4 protein-coding genes are annotated in these 21,871 nt (G+C 74.1%); all 4 read right to left on the bottom strand.

The features are described from left to right. Positions 1–10: 10 nt before the first annotated feature. The 4 genes from GKQ77_RS01090 to GKQ77_RS33135 all read right to left on the bottom strand — a co-directional run bounded on the left by GKQ77_RS01090 (position 11) and on the right by GKQ77_RS33135 (position 21,837). Positions 11–8,239, bottom strand: a complete 8,229-nt coding sequence (locus tag GKQ77_RS01090) for a type I polyketide synthase (protein WP_219686672.1) — start codon at positions 8,237–8,239, stop codon at positions 11–13. A gap of 165 nt (positions 8,240–8,404) precedes the next feature. Then, a complete protein-coding gene (locus GKQ77_RS01085) occupies positions 8,405–8,989 on the bottom strand; it encodes a DUF2867 domain-containing protein (protein ID WP_219686671.1) in 585 nt (194 codons plus the stop codon). 53 nt (positions 8,990–9,042) lie between these two features. After that, a complete protein-coding gene (locus tag GKQ77_RS01080) occupies positions 9,043–10,476 on the bottom strand; it encodes a cytochrome P450 (RefSeq protein ID WP_219686670.1) in 1,434 nt (477 codons plus the stop codon). A 60-nt stretch (positions 10,477–10,536) separates the two neighbouring features. Then, entirely contained in the window at positions 10,537–21,837 is an 11,301-nt protein-coding gene (locus tag GKQ77_RS33135; protein WP_258020680.1) for a type I polyketide synthase, read from the bottom strand. Positions 21,838–21,871: the final 34 nt, after the last annotated feature.

The following is a 21,871-nucleotide window of genomic DNA, read 5'->3' as shown; positions in this document are numbered from 1 at the left end:
ACGGACGTACTCATTGGGATATCGCCCGCTGCACGAGGGCTTCGATGTCGAGGTCGTCGAGGTCGGCGTCGAGGTCCTCTTCGTGCTCGCCGTCGAGGGTTTCGGTGAGGTCGTCGGCGGCCTCGGTCCCGTCCTGCGCGCCCGGCTCGGGGAAGAGCAGTTCCCGCAGGCGCTCAGACAGCGCGGCGGGCGTCGGGTAGTTGTAGATCACCGTGGCCGGGACGTGGACGCCCGTGTCCTTCTTGACCTGGTTGCGGAACTCGACGCCGCTCAGCGAGTCGAACCCGATCTCCTGGAACGACATCTCCGCGTCGATGTCGTCGGCGGAGGAGTAGCCGAGCACCACGGAGGCGGTCTCCAGGAGGAGGTTCACCAGCTCCTCGCTGCGCTGCTCCGGCGAGAGCGCGGCGAGCTTGCGCACCATCGGGGACTCCCCGTCCTCCTCGGCCGGGAGGGAGTCCTCCGGCGGCGCGGGAGCGTGCGCGGGCTCGGGCGTGCTCAGGGAGCGGACCAGGGCGGGTGCGTCATGCGCCAGGGTGCCCCTGTCGATCTGGACGGGGAGGCGCAGCGCGTCCGTCGACCCGAGGGCCGCGTCGAACAGGGCCATGCCCTTCTCCGCCGTCAGGGGCACCATGCCCTGGCGCCGGAAGCGGGCCAGGTCGGCCTCGCCGAGCGTGCTCGCCATGCCGGTCTCCCACGGGCCCCAGGCCAGCGAGAGCGCGGGCAGCCCCGCCTCGGCCCGGTGCTCGGCGAGGGCGTTGAGGAAGGCGTTGGCCGCGGCGTAGTTCGCCTGGCCCGCGTTGCCGACCGCGCCCACCACGGACGAGTACAGGACGAAGGCCGACAGGTCCATGTCCTTGGTGAGCCGGTGCAGGTGCCACGCGGCATCGGCCTTGGGTGCGAAGACCCGGTCGATGCGCTCCGGCGCCATCAGCTCCACGGCGGCGTCGTCGAGCACGCCCGCCATGTGCACCACCGCGGTGAGCGGCGCGTCCTCGGGGATCCGCGCCAGCTGCTCGGCCAGCGCGTCGGCGTCGGAGACATCGCAGGCCGCCTGCGTGACCCGCGCGCCGAGGCCGGTCAGTTCGGCCGCCACCCCGGCCGCGCCCGAGCGGCTGAGCAGCAGGAGGTTGCGCACCCCGTGTTCGACGACGAGGTGGCGGGCGAGCAGGGTGCCGAGGCCGCCGGTCGCGCCGGTCAGCAGGACCGTCCCGTCCGGATCCCAGGCGCGCGGCGCCGTGGCCGTGGCGGGCGCGGGCACCAGGCGCGGCACGTAGGCCCGGCCCCGGCGGAGGGCGAGTTCGGGCACGGCCGGGTCCAGGTGCTCGAGGGCGCGCAGCGACTCCTCGCTGCCGTCGGTGTCCACGAGCACGAACTGGCCGCCGTGTTCGGTCTGCGCCGAGCGCACCAGGCCCCACACCGTGGCGAGCGCCGGGTCGGGCGCCTCGCCGGGGAGTGCCGCCACGGCGTTCTCGGTCACCAGGGCGAGCGGGCGGTCGTGGTGATCGGCCAGCCTCCGCTGGACCAGGGCGAGGGCCGCACGGGCGCTCGCCCGCGCCGCCGCGGGGGTGCCGGTGCCGCTGGTGTCGTCGGTGTTCCCGTCGGCCGTGACGTGCGCGATGTCGGTGGTGCCCGCGGGACGCTCCGGGTCCTGCTCGGCGGGCGACCAGCGCACGCCGAACAGGGCGTCGGCCAGGGAGCTCCGGGAGAGCTGGGCGGCCGTGGCGGGCATCAGGGCGAGGGAGTCCACGCTCAGTACGGGCGCGCCGTCGGCGCCGGTGACCGTCAGGGACACCTCGGTCGCGCTGATCCGGGTGGCCCGGACCCGCAGCCGTCCTTCGGGGCGGGCGTGGCGGGCGACCGCGGACCAGGAGTAGGGCAGCACCACCTGTGCGGGGTCGTCGGTCAGCATCAGTGTGAGCACCGGGTGGAGCGCTGCGTCCAACAGGGCCGGGTGGGCGGCGAATCCGGACGTGGCGTGCGGCACCTTCGCGGGCAGCTCGACCTCGCCGTAGACCTCCTCGCCGAGCCGCCACAGCGCGCGCAGGCCCCGGAAGGCCGGGCCGTAGCCGTAGCCGCGCTCGGCCAGCTCCGGGTAGAGGGCGGCCACGTCCACCGGTTCGGCGCCCTGCGGGGGCCATACGTCCGCCATGGGGGCGCGGGCGGGCGGCCTCGGAACGACATGGCCGGTGGCGTGGGCGGTCCAGGTACCGGAGGCGGCCGAGGCCGGACGCGAGTACACGCCGACGGAGCGCCTGCCGGAGTGCTCGGCCTCGCCGATGACGACCTGCGTCCGCACGGGGCCCTCGGTCAGGGTGAGCGGCGCGTGGAGGGTCAGTTCCTCGACGGCGCGGCAGTCGGTGTCCTCGATCGCGCGCAGCACCAGGTCGACCAGGGCGGCGCCGGGGAACACGGCGTTCCCGAAGATGGCGTGGTCGCCGAGCCAGGGCTCGGCGGCGAGGTCGATCCGTCCGCTGAACGCCAGCTGTCCGCCGACGGCCAGCTCGGTCGCGGCGGCAAGGAAGGGGTGCCCGACCGCGTCCAGGCCGGCGCTCGCGACATCGCCGTGCGGCTGGGCGGGCCCGGCCTGGTCGGCCCAGTACCGCTGGTGGTCGAAGGCGTAGGTGGGCAGGTCGACGGGGAGGCCCGCGGCGCCGACGGCGTCCAGGTACCCGCGCCAGTCGACGGGGACGCCCAGGACGTGCAGCCGGGCCAGCGCCTCGGCCGCCGTACGGGTCTCGGGGCGGCCCTTGCGGGCCAGGGGTGTGGCGGCCGGGGCCGCGTCGGCGAGGGCGTCGGCGGCCATCCCGCACAGGACGCCGTCGGGGCCGACCTCGACCAGCGCCTCGGCGCCCGCCTTCACGGCGGCGGCGACCCCGTCGGCGAAGCGCACGGCTTCGCGAACGTGGCGCACCCAGTAGCCGGGCTGCTCGAGCTCGCCCGGTTCGGCGACGGCGCCGGAGACGTTCGACACGACCGCGATCCGCGGGGGCGCGTAGGTGACCGACTCGGCGACGCGCCGGAACTCGTCGAGCATGGGGTCCATCAGCGGCGAGTGGAACGCGTGCGAGACGCGCAGCCGGGTCGTCTTGCGGCCGTCGGCCGCCAGGGCCTTCGCGACCTCGGTGGCGGCTTCCTCCGCACCGGAGATCACGACGGACGCGGGGCCGTTCACGGCGGCGACGGCGACCGTCTCCTCGTATCCGGCGAGGGCGGCCCGTACCTCCTCCTCGCTCGCCTGTACGGCCACCATGGCGCCGCCACGCGGCAGCGCGCCCATCAGGCGGCCGCGGGCGGCGACCATGCGGGCCGCGTCGGCGAGCGAGAACACGCCCGCCACGTGCGCGGCGGCCAGTTCGCCGATGGAGTGCCCGACGAGCACCTCGGGTTCGACCCCGAGGGAGGTCAGGAGCCGGTAGGCGGCGACCTCGAAGGCGAACAGGGCGGGTTGCGTCATCGACGTCTCGTCGAGCAGGGCGGCCGTCGCGGAGCCGGGCTCGGCCGCGACCACCTCGTCGATGCGGACGGGGTGTTCCAGCAGCGGGTCGAGTTCCGCGCAGACCTCGCGCCAGGCCTCGGCGAAGACGGGGAAGGCCTCGGTCAGCCCCCGGCTCATGCCGAGCCGCTGGCTGCCCTGCCCGGAGAAGAGGACGCCCACGGTGGGCGGCGCGGACGCGTGCCCGGTGACCACACCGGAATCACGGCGCCCCTCGGCGAGGGCGCCGAGCCCGGCGAGGAGTTCCGCACGGTCCGCCCCGATGATCACGGCACGGTGGTCGAGGGCGGAACGCCGGGTGACCAGGGAGAGGGCCACGTCCGCCGGTTCGGGGGTGAGCGCGGGGTCGGCGCTGAGCGCGGTGGCCAGCTTGCGGGCCTGGCCCGCCAGGGCCTTGGCGCTGTGCGCCGACACGGGCCATACGGTCTCGCCCCGGGGCGGCCCGGCGGGGCGCTCGGCGGCTGCCGGAGCGCCGACGGGATCGCCCTGCTCGATGATGACGTGGGCGTTGGTGCCGCTGATGCCGAAGGAGGAGACACCGGCGCGCCAGGGGCGCTCGGCCCGCGGCCAGTCGCGCTCCTCGGCCAGCAGCCGCACCGCGCCCGACGACCAGTCGACCCGGCTCGAGGGCTGCTCGGTGTGGAGGGTCCTCGGCAGTACGCCCGCCCGCATCGCCATGATCATCTTGATGACGCCGGCGACGCCCGCGGCGGCCTGGGTGTGTCCGACGTTGGACTTCAGCGAGCCGAGCCACAGCGGCTCCTCGCGGTCGCGGCCGTAGACGGACAGCAGTGACTGCGCCTCGATCGGGTCACCGAGGCTGGTGCCGGTGCCGTGCGCCTCCACCGCGTCGACCCCGTCGGGGGAGAGCCCGGCCGAGGCGAGGGCCTGGCGGATCACCCGCTCCTGGGAGGGGCCGTTGGGGGCGGTGAGGCCGTTGCTCTCGCCGTCCTGGTTGATCGCGCTGCCGCGCAGCACGGCGAGGACGCGGCGGCCGTTGCGGCGCGCGTCGGAGAGCCGTTCCAGTACGAGCACGCCGACGCCCTCGGACCAGCCGGTGCCGTCGGCGTCGTCGGAGAACGCCTTGCAGCGGCCGTCGGCAGCGAGACCGCCCTGCCGGGCGAACTCGACGAACATGCCGGGGGTCGACATCACCGTCACACCGCCCGCGAGGGCCAGGGAGCTCTCGCCCGACCGCAGCGACTGGGCGGCCAGGTGCACGGCGACCAGGGAGGAGGAGCAGGCGGTGTCGACGGTGATGGCCGCTCCCTCCAGGCCCAGGGAGTAGGCGATCCGGCCGGAGACGACGCTGCCGGAGCCGCCGGTCAGCGCGTGGCCCGCGAGGTTGCCCGACACGTCCTGCAGCCGGGGCAGGTAGTCCTGGGCCATGGCGCCCATGAACACCGCGGTGGGGGTGCGGCGCAGCGCGGCCGGGTCCTGGCCCGCGTGCTCCAGCGCCTCCCACACGGATTCCAGGGCGAGCCGCTGCTGCGGGTCCATCGCAAGGGCCTCGCGCGGGCTGATCCGGAAGAAGCCCGCGTCGAAGTCGGCGGCACCGTCGAGGAAGCCGCCGGCCGGGATGAAGTCCGTGTCCCCGTCGAGGCGCCAGCCCCGGTCCTCGGGGAAGCCGGTGATCGCGTCGACGCCGTCGGCGACCAGGCGCCACAGCTCCTCGGGCGTGGTGACGCCACCGGGCAGCCGGCAGCTCATGCCGACGATCGCGATCGGCTCGTCGTCCGGGCGAGCGGCGGTGGCGGCCGGGCCGGCCACGGAGTCGTTCGGGTGCTCGCCCGGACCGGTGAGCAGGTCGGACAGGTGCCGCACGAGAGCGGCGGGGGTCGGGTGGTCGTAGGCGAGCGAGGAGGGCGTCCGGAGGCCGGTCGCGGCGTTGAGCCGGTCGCGCAGCTGCACCACCGTCACCGAGTCGAAGCCCAGTTCCTTGAAGGTGTTGTCCGCGCCGATCCGCGTGGCGTCGGCGTGCCCGAGCAGCACCGCCGCCTCGCCGCGCACCAGCGTCCACAGCTCCTGCTCGGACATGGCGGAGGCGGCCGTGCCGGCGTCGGCGGAGGCGGACGTACCAGGGGCGGCCGTGGTGGCCGGGCGCGCCGCGAGTGCTCCGGCGGACGCGCCGTCCACCCAGTACCTCTCGCGCTGGAAGGCGTACGTCGGCAGTGCGACACGCCGGGCGCCGGTGAACCGGTTCCCCCAGTCGAGGTCCACGCCCCTGCTGTACAGCTCGGACATGGACAGGAGCAGCCGGTCCGTTTCCACCTCGTCGCGGCGCAGCGTGGCCTGCACGACGGCGGAGCCTGCCGTGGCGGCGACGTGCATGGCGAGTACCGGGTGCGGGCTGACCTCCACGAACACCCCGTGCCCCGCGGCGGCGAGCGCCTCGACGGTCTCGGCGAAGCGGACGGGCTCGCGCAGGTTCCGGTACCAGTACTCGGCGTCCAGGGTCGCCGGGTCGACGCGGCCCGCCTCGACGGTGGAGTAGAACGCCACGCCGGTGTCGGTGGTCCCGGCGCCCGCGACGCCGCGGAGCACGTCGTCCCTGATCGATTCCACGTGGTAGCAGTGGGAGGCGTAGTCGACCGGGACGACGCGGGCCCGGATGTCCCTGGCCCGGCAGTCGGCGACGGCCGCGCGCACGCCGTCGGGGTCGCCGGAGATGACCACGGTGCCGGGCGAATTGACCGCCCCGACCGAGACGCCCTCGTAGTCGACCTGGTCGGCGGGCAGGTCCAGGACGGCCATCAGGCCGCGTCCCGACAGCTTCTCGGTGATGATCTGCGCGCGGGCGACGATCAGCCGTATGCCGTCGGCAAGGGAGAGGATGCCCGCCGCGGTGGCGGCGGCGATCTCGCCCTGGGAGTGGCCGATGACCGCGTCGGGCCGCACGCCCGCCGCGCGCCACACCTCGGCGAGCGAGACCATCACCGCGAACAGCGCGGGCTGTACGACGTCCATCCGCTTCAGGGCGGTCTCGTCGCCGAGCACCTCCCGCAGCGACCAGCCCGCGTACTGCTCGAGCAGCCGCTCGCACTCGTCCATGCGGGCCGCGAACACCTCGTCCGTCTCCCACAGGCCCAGGCCCATGCCGATCCAGTGCGCGCCCTGCCCGGAGAAGACCCAGACCACGCCACCGGCGTCGGTGGCGGTGCCGGTGACGACCCGGGCCGACGGCGTGCCGTCGGCGAGCGCGGCGAGCCCTTCGAGCAGTTCGTCGCGGTCGGCGGCGAGCACGACACCCCGGCCCTTCAGCGAGGACCGGGTGGTCGCCGTGGAGTGGCCGACGTCGAGCGGGCTCAGGGCGGTGTCCTCGCGCACCCAGTCGTGCAGTTGGCGGGCCTGGGCCCGCAGCGCCGGGAGGGTCCGCGCGGAGAGCGTCACCGGGACGCGGGTGCCGTCGGCGCCGTTCGTGTCCGGCTGTTCCTGCTCATCCGGCTGGGCCTCGGGGGCGGCGACGACGAGGTGGCAGTTGGTGCCGCCGATGCCGAAGGAGCTGACACCGGCCAGCCGGGGGCCCTCGGGCCAGGGCGCGGCGGCGGCGTTGACCCGCAGCTTCCACCGCTCCAGGGGGATGTCCGGGTGCGGCGTCTCGTAGTTGAGGCTGGCGGGCAGCAGGCCGTGCCGCATCGAAAGGCCGACCTTGATGAGGCCGAGGACGCCCGCGGCCGCGTCGAGATGGCCGATGTTGGTCTTCACCGAGCCGACCAGGAGCGGCTGTCCGGCGTCACGGTCCGCGCCGAAGACCTCGGCCAGGGCGCTCGCCTCGACCGGGTCGCCCGCGCGGGTGCCCGTGCCGTGCAGTTCGACGTACCGCACCTGCGCGGGGGTCACCCCGGCGGCCCGGCAGGCCTCGCTCAGCAGGGCGCTCTGCGCCTGGACGCTGGGGACGGTGAGCGCGCCGGGGCCGTCGTGGTTGACGGCGCCGCCGAGCAGTACGCAGTACACGGAGTCACCGTCGGCGATCGCGTCGGAGAGCCGCTTGAGTACGACCACGCCAGCGCCCTCACCACGGACGAATCCGTTGGCACGGGCGTCGAAGGTGTGGCTGCGGCAGTCGGGCGACAGTGCCCCGGAGCGGGCGAAGGCGATCGTGCTCTCCGGTACGAGGTTCAGATGGACCCCGCCCGCGAGCGCCAGGTCGGCGGTGCCCGAGCGCAGGCTCTCGCAGGCCATGTGCACCGCGACGAGGGAGGACGACTGGGCGGTGTCCAGGGTCAGGCTGGGGCCGTGCAGGCCCAGTTGGTGCGAGAGGCGGTTGGCGATGAGGCCCCGGCTCAGTCCGGCGATGGAGTGGTGGGAGAGGGCGTCGCCGCCCTGCCGGTGCACCAGGGAGGCGTAGTCGTCGCCGGTGGCGCCGAGGAAGACCGCGGTGGCGCTGCCGCGCAGGCTCTCCGGCGGCAGGCAGGCGTCCTCCAGGGCCGTCCAGCCCAGTTCGAGGACCATGCGCTGGCGCGGGTCCATCACGGCGGCCTCCCGCGGGGAGATGCCGAAGAACCCCGCGTCGAAGTCGGCGACGCCGTCGACGAAGCCTCCTCGCGGGTGGCGCGCCAGTTCCTCGATGTCCGTGGGCCAGCGGTCGGCCGGCACGTCCGCCAGCGCGTGCTCACCGTCCCTCAGCAGCTTCCAGAGGGAGCGGATGCCGTCGGCGCCCGGGACCCGGCATGACATCCCGACGACGGCGACGGCATCCCGGCCCGCCCCGACGGGCCCTTGCACGCGCTCGTTCACATCCATGGAGCTCCAGCCCTCTCTTCGCCTTTGGTCAGAAGATCTGCGAGAGGTCTCCGCGGATACACATTCGAGGCCGCGAGTTCGGTGAATTCCCGATCGGCGCGGGGCCGGGCCCGTTCCGGGCCGGGGGCGAGCCCGTCCCTGGCCGGGGCCGGGCCCGGCCAGGGGCTATCCGGCCGGCCGCGCCCGCCACGCGGTGCCGATCGACTTGACCAGGTTCGGCGTCACGAAAACGCGCCGGAAGGGCAGGATGAGGGGCATGTAAACCTTCCCCAGCAGGCCCTTCTTCTTGACGAGGACAGCCATCTGGCCGTGGTACCGGCCGTCCCCGTCGGCCACCCAGCCGATGTGCATCACCGCGTGCACGGTCTTGTTGACGACCTCCGTCACCCACTCGTCGGAGGCCTGGTAGACCGACTTCATCGGCACCGTCCGCAGATCCGGGCCGCGCGGCCCGTCACGCAGGTCGCCGGGGAGCCGGTCCCGCAGCGAGGGGTTGCCGGGACCGACGCCGTTCTCCTCCCCGTCCCACTTGAAGAGGACGCCGAGCTTCCAGCGGATCGCGAAGAGCAGCTTGTACATGAAGGACTTCTCGGCGGCGGTGCCGTCGCCGCTGGACTGCCGTACCAGGAGGGCCAGATCGTCGGGCCCTCCCGGCGTGTCCAGGTACCAGACGTCCTCGACCTCGAAGTCCTCGGTGAACTCGTGGATCCGCCAGGGGTGTTCGGTGAACGCGGTGTTCGGCAGCCTCATACCAACTCCAGTTCTCGTGGGGGGCGACGCGCGGAGCGGCCGGACCGGCGGCCTCAGGCCGAGGCCTTCACCCTGCGCGGCCGGAAGATCATCCGGGCGCCGTCCTTGGGGATGTGGACGACCGTGCGGCGGCGCGCCAGCTCGGGCTCCTTGTTGACGCGTTCGATGTCGCAGTTGGTCAGGAGGGCGGTCAGCGTGGCCTTCAGCTCCATGAGCGCGATGCGGTCGCCGAGGCACCGGGTGTGGCCGCCGCCGTAGGGGATCCAGGTGTGCGAGGCGGGCTTGACGCCGAGGAAGCGCTCCGGCTTGAACTCATCGGGCTCCGGGTAGATGTTCTCGTCGCGGTTGAGCAGGTAGGCGCTGGCCCACAGGCGGGCACCGGGCTCGTAGCGCACGCCGCCGATCTCCACCGTCTTCATCACCTCGCGGGGGACGATCAGCGGGATCGGCGGACCGAGCCGCAGCACCTCGGTCACCACCGCCGTCAGATACGTGTCCTCCTTGCCCTCCGCGATCTCCGCGCGCAGCCGCTCGACGACCCGGGGGTGGCGGGTGAGGAACTCCAGCGCCCAGCAGATGGCCGACGCGGTGGTCTCGGTGCCCGCGAGGAACTGGGTCATCATCTCGTCGCGTATCTCGGTGCGGCTCGGCGAGGAGCCGTCGGCGTCGACGATGTTCAGCATCACGCCGAGCAGGTCGTCACCGGCCGCGCCGGAGCGCACGCGCTCCTCGATGGCCTCGTCCAGCATGCGGTGGACGCGGTCGCGGCGGGTCAGGAAGTCGTTGACGCCGTTGGGCCGGAACAGCCGCATCCGCTTCATCTTCCAGGCCGGCAGCATGTGGAAGGGCTGCATCGTCGCCGGGCGGGAGTTGAATTCCAGCATCTTCATCACCTCCCGGAACATCTCGTTCTCGCAGGAGGGGCGGTGCTCTCCGAAAAGGACCTCCAGGATGACCCTGGTGGTGTAGCGGTGCGCGAAGGGGTGGACCGACACCGACCGGTCGCGCGGCCAGGAACCGACCTCCTGGTCGGCCAGCCGGATGACCTCACGCTCGACGCGCTTGAGCGCCTCGCCCCGGAAGCTCGGCATGACGCTGCGCCGCCGCGCGGTGTGCTGCGCCTCGTCCAGCCAGGCAAGGCCGTTCTGGCCGGTCCACTTCTCGATGGACGTGTTGCTGGAACCGGTGTGCAGGACGTCCCTGGGCGCGAGGAACATCTCCTTGATGTCCTCCGGCGCGGAGATCACGAAGAGCTGGGCACCGGGGACGATCGTCACCCGGAACCGGCTGCCGTACTCGGCGCGGCACTTGCGCAGGAACGGCTCCGGACGCGACCAGATGCTCAGCGCCTGGCGCATCCGGGCCATGCCGACCACGGGGAGCTGGGCGGCGGGAATGACCTCGCGCGGGGCGGCGGCGGAGTGGTCGACGGGGCACTTGCCTTCGGACGTGCCCGCGGCGCCGTGTGTCGTGCTGGAGAGATCCATTTTCCTCTTGCTTCCTTCTGGCTGGCTGACTGGTTCTGTCTCGTTGCCGCTGGGCCTACGTCATTCCTCGATCCACCCCTCGATCGCGTCCGCCGTGTCCGCGGCCGCGGTCTCGATGAGGGCGAAGTGGTCGGCGGCGACCTCGACGTGCGCGTCGGCGTCCGCCCACCGCGGGCCGTCCGGCGCCGGGGCGCCGAGCGGGTCGGCCGCGCGGACCATCAGGGTCCTGGCGGCGAGGGGGCGCGGCCGCACCCCGGAGAAGAGGCGCAGATAGGCGCCCATGGAGAGCCAGTTGGCGTCGCCGATGGAGATCTCGCGCTGCTCGCGCGTGAGGAGGCCCGCGAGTACGTCGGCGAACGCGTCACCGGCGTCGCCGTCGGCGCCGCCACCCTCGCCCTGGCCCTCGCCCTCGCTGTCGCTGTCGCTGTCGCTGTCGAACGCCAGCGTGTCGATCATGGCGACCCCGGTGAGCGCGGCGCCCGAGGCCTCCAGGCGTTCGGCGAGCGAACGCGCCACTGTGCCGCCCATGGAGTAGCCGACCAGAACGAACGGCGCGTCGCCGACGGCCGCGCGGATCGCGCCCTCCAGGACCTCGAGGGCGACCTCCCTGGTGCGGGGTGCCAGCTCGCTCCCGAAGCCCGGCAGGGTGCAGACGTGTACGTCCCGTATGCCTTCGAAGCGGTCGGCGAGGCGCATGAACTGCTCCTGGCCCGAACCGACCACGTACACATAGGACGGCACGCAGACGATCTTCACCCGGCCCGGTCCCGAGGCCAGCTGCGCGAGCCGCGCCCCGCTGCCGGGCAGCTCCGCGGCCGTCGAGAAGACCGGCCCGTCGGCCACGGCGTCCGTCAACTGCCGCAGCGCCTGAGGCAGGGTGCCGGAATCGGCGGCGTGCCGCAGCCGCCGTCCGATCGTCGCCCCGGCCGGCCCGGTCGCCCCGGTCTCCGGCGCGCCCGCACCGACCTGCTTGAGCAGCTGCCTGGCGATCTCCGCCGGGGTGGGGTGCTCGAAGACGAAGGAGACGGGCAGCCGCAGGCCGGTGGCCTGCGAGAGCCGGTTGCGCAGCCCGACCGCGCTCAGCGAGTCCATGCCCAGCTCCTTGAGCCTGCGTTCGGCGTCGATCCGCTCGTCGGCCGCGTGGCCGAGCACGGCGGCGACGTGGACCGTGACCAGCTCAAGGACGACCCGTTCGCGGTCCGCGTCCGTGACGCCCGCGAGCCGCTGCGCCAGGGAGCCGCCTCCGGCTTCCCGCTGGGCGGGCAGCCGGACCAGGCCGCGCAGCAGCGCCGGCAGGCTCCGGTCGCGGGCCCGTGTCCGCAGTGCCGCCGGGTCCAGCTGCACCGGTGCCAGCAGGGCGCCGTCCGCGGCGAGTGCCTGGTCGAACAGCTCCAGGGCGCGCTCGGCCGGGAGTTCCGCGGTGCCGGGGCTCGCGTCGGTGCCGGGGCTCGCGTCGTGCCCCGCCCACGGGACCAGGGCCAGCGTCGTACCGGCGAGGCCGGCCGCGCGCCGCGCCCGCACCAGCGCTTCCCCTGCCGCGTCGGCGGCGGAGACCTGTGCCCCGCCGTCACCGTCCCCGGACCCGGGAGAGGAGAGCGAGGCCAGGGAGGCGAACGACGTGCACACCACGAAGGCGGCGAGAGTGGCCTCCCGCGTCAACGCGTGCAGCCGCCAGGCCAGTTCAAGTCCCTGGGGGTCGCCGTCCATGTGGACGACGGCGGTGAGCGGCCGCTCCAGCGACCCGACCACCTCGGCCAGCCGTTCCGGCGCGGACGCCTCGACACGGGCGCGCGCCCCGAGTTCCGCCAGCTCCGCGACGAGCCCGTCGGCGGTCGCCCGGTCGTCGCCGAGCAGCAGCAGGTCCCGTACGCCGTGCTGAGCGGCCAGGTGCCTTGCGAGCGCCGCGCCCCGAGGGGTCAGACCGCCGGTGACCAGCACCGTGCCCTCGGTGTCCGCGAACGCGGGCCGCCCGCCCGGACCGGCCGGGGCCGGCACGAGGCGCGGCGTCAGGACCTGCCCGGGACGCACGGCGAGCTGCGGCTCGTCGAGCCCGAGCAGCGCCTCCCACTGAGGCTCGGCGCCCTCGTCGGTGTCGACGACGAGGAACCGGCCGGGGTGTGCGGCCTGCGCGGCCCGCAGTACGCCCCAGACCGCGGCCTGCGCCGCGTCGGGGACCTCTCCGTCCCTGGCCGCCACGGCCCGGCGCGTCACCACGACGAGCCGGGTGTCGCCGAACCTCGGGTGCCGCGCCCAGCCCCGCACCAGTTCCGCCGCCGCTTCGGCCGCGTCCCGCACCGCGCCGGCGTCCCGCACCGCCGCAGCGTCCCGCACCGCGACCGCGCCGTCGCCCGCCGGAGCGTCGATCACCGCGAGCACGGCCTGCGGAACCAACGCGCCGCCGTCCACGGCCTGTTCGAGTGCGGCCAGATCGGCGTAGTGGTCGGCGGCCTGCGCCGCCGCCCCGCCCAGCGCGGCGAGCCGCACCGGAGTACCGGTACCGGGCTGTGCCGTGACCCAGTCCACGCGGTACAGCGAACTCTGGCCCCGGCGCAGCTCCTCGATGTGGGCCGGGTCCGCGTCACGGAAGGCGACGCGGTCGGCGCCGAGGACGAGCGTGCCGTCCTCGGCGAAGACGTCGAGACGCAGGGTGTCGCCGTCGGGGACGACACGTGCGCGGCACCCGGTGGCGCCGCTCGCGGCGAGCCGCACGCCGGACCAGGAGACGGGGAGCTTCGTCGCGCCCTGGTCGGCGAAGCGCCACTGCCCGGTGTGCAGCACGGCTTCGAGCAGGGCCGGGTGGATGCCGTACCCCGCCGCGCCCGTCTCCTCGGGCAGCGCGAGTTCGGCGTAGACCTCGGCGCCCGAGCGCCATGCCGACCGCACCCCTTGGAGCGCCGGGCCGCAGTCGAGGCCGAGGTCGGCGAGGGCCGCGTACAACTCGTCGACCGACAGCGGCTCGGCCCCGGCGGGCGGCCACGGACCCGCGAGGCCCGCGGCGGGTTCGGTCTCCTCGGCGAGCCAGCCCGTGCAGTGGCGGGTCGACTCGGCGTGCTGGTCGCCGTCCGGGCGGGAGTGGACCGTCACCGGGCGGCGGCCGTCCTGTGCCGGGGCGCCGACGATCGCCTGGATCTGCACCGCCGCGCCGTCGGGCAGCAGCAGCGGCGCCTCCAGCATCATCTCGTCGAGCAGCGGAGCCCCGACGCCACGGCCCGCGGCCAGCGCCAGCTCGGCGAGGGTCGCCATGGGGGCGATGGGCAGGCCGAAGGCGATGTGGTCGCGGAGCCAGGGCTGGCTCTCGTGGGACATCCGGCCGGTGAGCACCCACTCGTCCCGGTCGGCGAGCCGCGTGGCCGCCGTCAGGATCGCGTGGTCGACGCGGCCGAGGCCGGAGGCGGCCGGGTCGCCCGTGGCCGGGCGCGCGGTCGGCCAGTACCGCTTGCGCTGGAAGGCGTACGTGGGCAGTTCGACCTGCCGGGCGCCCGTGCCTGCGAAGGCGGAGGACCAGTCGACCCGCACTCCGGCGATGTGCGCTTCGGCGAGGGAGAGCAGGAAGCGTTTCATCCCGCCCTGGCCGCGCCGGAGCGAGCCGACCACCCCGGCCCGGCCGCCCGCGGCGGCGACGGTCTCCTCCGTCGCCACGCCGAGCACCGGATGCGGGGACATCTCCAGGAAGCAGCCCGTGCCGTCCTCGGTCAGCGCGCGGATCGCGGGTTCGAAGCCGACCGGGTTGCGCAGGTTGGCGTACCAGTAGTCGGCGTCCATGGTCGCCGTGTCGGTGAACGCGCCGAGTGCCGTGGAGTACAGAGGGGTGTGCCCGCTGCGCGGTTCGACCGCGGCGAGCGCCGCCAGCATCTCGTCGCGGGCCACCTCGACGTGCGGCGAGTGCGAGGCGAAGGTGGCCGCGACCCGCTTGGCCCTGACCTCCGCACGGTCGCACTGCTCCATCAGCGCGTCGACCAGGTCCAGGTCACCGGCGACGATCACCGACGCCGGGCCGTTCACAGCCGCGACGGTCATCCGGCCGCCGAACGGTTCGATCAGCTCCTCGGCCCGCTCCACCGGCACGGCGAGCGAGACCAGGCAGCCGGTTCCCATGAGCCGGTCGCGGGCGATCCTGCTGCGCACGGCGACGATCCGGGCCGCGTCCCGCAGCGAGAGCCCGCCCGCGACGTAGGCGGCGGCGATCTCGCCCTGCGAATGGCCCACCACGGCGGACGGCTCCACTCCGTACGAACGCCACAGCGCCGCCAGACTCACCATCACCGAGAACAGAGCGGGCTGCACCACATCGACGCGCTCCAGCGTCGGCGCGCCCGGGGCGCCCCGAAGGACATCCACCAGGTCCCACTCCACGAAGTCCGCCATCGCGTCCGCACACTTGGCGACCTCGGCGGCGAACACCGGGGAGGAGTCCAGGAGTTCGACGGCCATGCCCTCCCACTGGGCACCCTGCCCGGGGAAGACGAACACCGGCTTGACGGCGCCGGTGGGGCGGCCGGAGACGGTCTGGTCGGTCACGTCGCCGACGGCGAAGGCCGCCAGTTCGGCGAGCAGTTCGTCCCGGTCGGCGGCGACGAGCACCGCTTGGTGCTCAAGGAGCGCCCGGGTGGTCAGCTGGGAGTGGCCGACGTCGGGCAGCGAGAGCCCGGGGTTGTCGATGAGGTGCCGTCGCAGCCGCTCGGCCTGGGTGCGTACGGCGGTCTCGGTGCGGGCGGAGAGCAGTACCGGCAGCGCGGGAGCCTGCGCCGGAGTCGCGGCCCCGGGCTCGGGGGCGGCCGGGGTCTCGGCGGGTGGTGCCTCCTCGACGATGATGTGCGCGTTGGTGCCGCTCACGCCGAACGCGGAGACGCCCGCCCGGCGGGGCCGGCCGCGGCCGGTCCACTCCCTGGCCTCGGTCAGCAGCTCCACCTCACCGGACTGCCAGTCGATGTGCGGGGAGGGGGCGTCGACGTGGAGGGTCTTGGGCAGCGTCCCGTGCCGCATCGCCATGACCATCTTGATGACACCGGCGATACCGGCGGCTCCCGAGGTGTGGCCGATGTTCGACTTGATCGACCCCAGCCACAGCGGCTCCCCGTCGCGCTCCTGGCCGTACGTCGCGAGGACGGCGTTCCCCTCGATGGGGTCACCGAGCTTGGTGCCGGTGCCGTGGCCCTCGACCGCGTCCACGTCCGCGGGGGAGAGCCCGGCGTCGGCGAGCGCCTGCCGGATCACCCGCTCCTGTGCCGGGCCGCTCGGCGCGGTCAGGCCGTTGCTCGCGCCGTCCTGGTTGGTGGCGGTGCCCCGGATCAGACCGAGGATCCTGCGGCCGTTGCGCCGGGCGTCGGAGAGCCGTTCCAGGGCGACGAGGCCCAGGCCGTCGGAGAAGCCGGTGCCGTCCGCCGATGCCGCGTAGGCCCGGCAGAGGCCGTCGGGGGAGTTCGCGCCCTGCCTGCTGAACTCGGTCATCATGACCGGCGTGTTCATGAAGGTGACGCCGCCCGCGAGCGCGAGCGAGCACTCGCCGGAGCGCAGCGCCTGCGCCGCGAGGTGCAGGGCGACCCCGGAGGAGGAGCAGGCGGTCTCCACCGAGACGGCCGGGCCCTCAAGGCCCAGGGTGTACGAGATGCGGCCGGAGGCGACGCTGGCCATGGTGCCGGTGACGCGGTAGCCCTCGTACTCGCTTGGCAGGACGAGGCTGTAGTCGGAGCCGGTGATGCCGATGAAGACGCCGGTGTCGGTGCCGCGCAGGGAGGTCGGGTCGATGCCGGAGTGCTCCAGGGTCTCCCAGGAGGTCTCCAGGAGCAGCCGCTGCTGGGGGTCCATGGCGATGGCCTCGCGCGGGCTGATGCCGAAGAACTCGGCATCGAAGTCGGCCATGCCGGAGACGAAGCCGCCGCCGCGCGCGTTGGTCGTGCCGGTCTGCTCGGGGTCGGTGCTGTGCAGCCGTTCCAGGTCCCAGCCTCGGTCGGCCGGGAACGGGCCGATCACGTCGCGGCCCTCGGCCACCAGCTCCCACAGGTCGTCGGCGGAGGCGACGCCGCCGGGGTAGCGGCAGCCGATGCCGACGATGGCGAGCGGTTCGTCCACGGTCCCGCGCCGCTTCCGCACGGCCGCCGGGGCGGTCTCCGTGGCGCCGTCGGCCTGCGCGAGCAGCAGCCGTGCGACGGCCGTCGGGGTGGGGTGGTCGAAGACGACGGTGGCGGGCAGCGGCACGCCGGTGCTGCGCGAGAGCCGGTTGCGCAGTTCGACCGCGCTGACCGAGTCGAAGCCCAGCTCCTTGAAGGCGCGGGCGCTGTCCACCTCGTCGGCGGAGTCGTGGCCGAGCACGGACGCGACCTGCGCCCGCACCAGTTCGAGGACCAGGGCCTCCCGCTCGCCCTGCGGCACCTCGGCGAGCCGCCGCGCGAGGGAGCCGCCGGACGCGGCGCGCCGGGCGGGCACGCGCACGAGGCCGCGCAGCACGGCGGGCAGCAGTCCGGCCCTGGCCTGCTCGCGCAGGGCGGCCGGGTCCAGCTCGGCCGGGGCCAGCAGCGGCTCTCCCCCGGCAACAGAGCGGTCGAACAGTTCGAGGGCCAGTTCGGTGGTGAGCGGGACGATGCCGGACTGCGCCAGGAGGGCGGGGTCGGCGACGGACGCGCCGGTACCGGTGTCGCCGTCCGTCCAGGGGCCCCAGGCCAGTGCGGTGCCGGGGAGTCCGGCGGCGCGGCGGCCGCCCGCGATCGCCGTCAGGGCCGCGTCGGCGGCGGAGGCGGCGGCCTGGCCCGGCATGCCGACGAGCCCGGCGAAGGAGGAGAACAGCACGAACGCGGAGAGGTCCGCGTCGGCGGTCAGCTCGTGCAGGTGCCACGCGGTGTCGACGGTGTCCCGGAGGGCCGTCTCCAGCCGCTCGTCGGTAAGCGTCTCGACCAGGCCCGCCTCGGAGACTCCCGCGGCGTGCACGACAGCGGTCAGCGGGTGCTCCAGGGAGGCCAGGAGCGCGGCCAGTTGGTCCCGGTCGGTGAGGTCGCAGGGCGCGACGCGCACCTGGTCGCCGAGAGCGACCGGCTCCGCATCCGAGCCGTGCGGGACGGCCAGGACGACGTGGCGGGCGCCGTGCCGCGTGCTGACGTGCTCGGCGATCCGGGCACCCAGGGCGCCCGTGACCAGCACGGTGCCCTCGGGCCTCGCGGGGTCCACGAGCGCGGGCCCGTCCGGCGTCCCGCCCTGGGCCCGGGCGAGCCGGGGGGCGAGGATCTTGCCGTCGCGTACGGCGAGCTGCGGCTCGTCCAGGGCGAGCAGCGCGCCCCAGTCGCGTACGACGTCGGTGTCGAGGTCCGCGTCGGCGCCGGGTCCCGAGCCTGTGTCGAGGTCCACGAGGAGGAAGCGGCCCGGGTGTTCGGACTGCGCGGCACGCAGCACACCCCAGACGGCGGCCTGCGCCGGGTCGGGGGCCTCGTCGCCGGCCGTCACCGCTCCGCGTGTGAGCACGACGAGCGTGGTCTCGCCGAGCGTGCCGTCGGCGGGCCACCGCCGTACCAGTTCCACGGCCCGTGCGGCCGCGTCGCGCACGGCCTCCGGGGTCTCTCCCGCTGCCGTGTCGAGGACGGTCAGGACCGCCCGGGGGACGGGGGCACCCTCCGCGACGGCCTGCTCAAGCGCCGCCACGTCGGCGTGGTGGTCGGCCATTCCCGGGACCTCGCCGAGCGCGGCGGTCCGCACCGGCTCGGCCGCGCCGACCGTGAGCGGGGACCAGTCGAGGCGGAACAGCGCGTTCTGCCCCCGGCGCCGCTGCCCGAACGAGGCCGGGTCGGCGGCCCGTACGGAGATCCGGTCGGCGTGGGCGACGTGTGCGCCGTCGGTGTCGAAGAGGTCGAGGCGGAGCACGCCGTCACCGGCCCGCGTGATGCGGGCGCGGGCCTGGAGGAGCTTCTGTCCGGTGACGCGCACGCCCGCCCAGGACGCTGCCGTGGGGGCCGCTTCGGCTCCGGGGCGGTGGGCGGTGTGCAGGACGGATTCAAGGAGGGCCGGGTGGATCACGTACGTGCCGGGCTCCATGCCGTCGGGCAGGGCGAGTTCGGCGTACACCTCGCCGTCGAGGGTCCACGCGGACTGCGCGCACTGGAGCAGCGCACCGCAGTCGAGGCCGAGTTCGGCCAGCGCGGTGTAGAGGGCGTCGACCGAGACCGCTTCGGCTCCGGCGGGCGGCCATGCGGCGAGGCGGCCGGTGAGCGGCTGGGCGCCGGGGGCGATGCGGCCGCGGGCGTGGCAGACGGCTTCGGCGGACCGGCTGCCGTCGGTGTCGGGCCGCGAGTAGACCGTCACTTCACGGCGGCCTTCGGCGTCGGCGTCGCCGAGCATGACCTGGACGCGCAGGGCGTCGTCATCGAGGACCGGCGAGGCTTCGAGGTTCAGCTCCTCCACCAGGTCGCAGCCGACGTGACGGCCCGCGGAGAGGACCAGTTCGAGGAGGGCGGCGCCGGGGAGGGTGACCGTGCCGAACAGGGCGTGGTCACGGGTCCAGGGCTGGCCCTGCGGGGAGAGGCGGCCGGTGAGGAGCCATTCGTCGCGGTCGCCGACCTGTACGGCGGCCGCGAGTACGGGGTGCTCGACGCGGCCGAGTCCGGCCGCCGAGGCGTCGGCGAGGCCGGTGGTGTCCAGCCAGTAGTGCTTGTGCTGGAAGGCGTAGGTGGGCAGTTCGACGCGCCGGGCACCGGATTCGGTGAAGCAGGCGTCCCAGTCGATTTTGACGCCGACGGTGTGCGCCTCGCCGAGCGAGAGCAGGAAGCGGGAGAGGCCACCCTCCTCCCGCCGCAGCGAACCGACGACGCCGACGCGCTGTTCCGTGCCGTGCGCGGCGACGGTGTCCTCCACGGCCATGGCGAGCACGGGGTGCGGGGACATCTCCAGGAAGCACCCGGTGCCGTTGTCGGTGAGGGCGCGGATGGCGGGTTCGAACCCGACCTGGCTGCGCAGATTCGTGTACCAGTACGAGGCATCCATACGAGCGGTGTCGATAAAGCCACCCGTGACCGTGGAGTAGAACGGAACCCGCCCGCTCACCGGCTTCACCGGCCCCAGCGCGGCCAGCAACTCCGCCTCGATGACCTCCACCTGCGCCGAGTGCGAGGCATAGTCCACCTTCACCCGACGCGCACGAACACCTTCAGCCTCACAGAGCGCCAGCACCTCATCCAGCGCACCCGGCTCACCCGCCACCACCACAGCAGCCGGACCATTCACCGCCGCCACCGACACACGACCCTCGTAAGGGGCGATCAGCTCCTCGACCCGCCCCACCGGCAACGCCACCGACATCATCCCGCCAAGACCGGCAAGACGATCCCGCACCAGCACACTGCGCACCGCCACAACCCGCGCAGCGTCCCGCAGCGAAAGCCCACCCGCGACATACGCGGCGGCGATCTCACCCTGCGAGTGGCCCACCACGGCGGACGGCTCCACACCATACGAACGCCACAGCGCCGCCAGACTCACCATCACCGAGAACAGGGCGGGCTGCACCACATCGACGCGCTCCAGCGTCGGCGCGCCCGGGGCGCTCCGCAGCACGTCGATGAGGTCCCAGTCCACGAACTCCGCGAGCGCCTCGGCACACTTGGCGATCTCGGCGGCGAAGACGGGGGAAGTGTCCAGGAGTTCGACCGCCATGCCCTCCCACTGGGCACCCTGCCCGGGGAAGACGAAGACCGGCTTGGCGCCCGGTTCGGCGCGGCCTTCGACGGCCACCGGCGAAGGCTCGCCACCGGCGAGTGCCGCCAGGCCGGAGAGCAGCTGGTCGCGGTCGGCGGCGGCCACCACACCTCGGTGTTCCAGGTGCGCACGGGTGGTCGCCGCGGAGAAGCCCAGGTCGGCCGGAGACAGGTCCGGCCGTGCCAGCGCGTGGGCGCGGAGCCGGCCGGCCTGGGCGCGCATCGCCACCGCCGTCCGTCCGGACACCGTCACAGGGACGGCAGGCAGGGGACGTACCGCGGCGACATCCTCGGCGGGCTCCCCTGCGGGCGCCTCCTCCAAAATGATGTGCGCGTTCGTCCCGCTCACACCGAACGACGACACGGCGGCACGGCGGGGCTTCTCCCCGGCGGACCACTCCCGTCCCTCGGTCAGCAGCTCGACGCGGCCGGACTCCCAGTCGATGTGCGGGGACGGCTCGTCCACGTGCAGGGTCGGCGGCAGCACGCCGTGCCGCATCGCCATCACCATCTTGATGACACCGGCGACGCCCGCGGCCAGGGAGGTGTGGCCGATGTTCGACTTGATCGACCCGAGCCACAACGGGTCACCGTCCCGCTCCTGGCCATACGTGGCGAGCAGCGCCTGCGCCTCGATGGGGTCGCCGAGGACGGTGCCGGTGCCGTGGCCCTCGACCGCGTCGACGTCGGCCGGCGAGAGACCGGCGTTGGCCAGGGCCGCCCGGATCACCCGCTCCTGGGAGGGGCCGTTCGGGGCGGTCAGGCCGTTGCTCGCGCCGTCCTGGTTGACGGCGGAGCCACGGATCAGGCCGAGGATGCGGTGGCCCTTGCGCTGGGCGTCGGAGAGGCGTTCCAGGACCACCATGCCGAGGCCGTCGGAGAAGCCGGTGCCGTTCGCCGACGCCGCGTACGCCTTGCAGCGGCCGTCCGGTGACACCGCCTGCTGGCTGCTGAACTCGGAGAGCAGGAACGGTCCTGACATGACGGTGACGCCGCCGACCAGGGCCATGGAGCACTCGTTGGCGCGCAGGGCCTGCGTGGCCATGTGCAGGGCGACGGCGGAGGAGGAGCAGGCGGTGTCGACGGACACGGCCGGGCCCTCGAGGCCGAACAGGTACGAGATGCGGCCGGAGGAGACGCTGGCCGCGGCGCCGGTCAGCTGAAGGCCCTCGATCTGCGGCAGGCTGCCCGCGGGCACCGTGCAGTAGTCGCTGGTGCTGACGCCGCAGAAGACACCGGTGTCGCTGCCGCGCAGCGAGGTCGGGTCGATGCCCGCGTGCTCGAAGGCCTCCCAGGACGCCTCCAGGAGCAGCCGCTGCTGGGGGTCCATGGCCATGGCCTCGCGCGGGCTGATCCCGAAGAACTCCGCGTCGAACTCCCCGATCCGGTCCAGGAAGCCGCCGCCGCTGGTGGTGACGGCGCCGGGGCGGCCCGATGTCGGGTCGTAGAGCCGGTCCAGGTCCCAGCCTCGGTCGGCGGGGAGGCCGGTGACGGCGTCGCGGCCGGACGCGATGAGGTCCCACAGTTCGTCGGGGGAGGTGACGCCACCGGGGTAGCGGCAGCTCATGCCGACGATCGCCAGGGGTTCGCCGGACTGGGCGAGCAGCCGCTTGTTGAGCTGGCGGAGCCTGTCGGTCTCCTTGAGGGATTTCCGCAGCGCCTCGACGAGCTGAGTCTGATCGGTGGCCATGTCTATTCCTTCGTCTTCGTGCTCGGTGCGGCGA

Origin of the sequence: Streptomyces anatolicus (assembly GCF_019400875.1) — a bacterium.
Classification (GTDB): domain Bacteria; phylum Actinomycetota; class Actinomycetes; order Streptomycetales; family Streptomycetaceae; genus Streptomyces; species Streptomyces anatolicus.
This window is presented reverse-complemented; position numbering and strand designations above follow the sequence as displayed.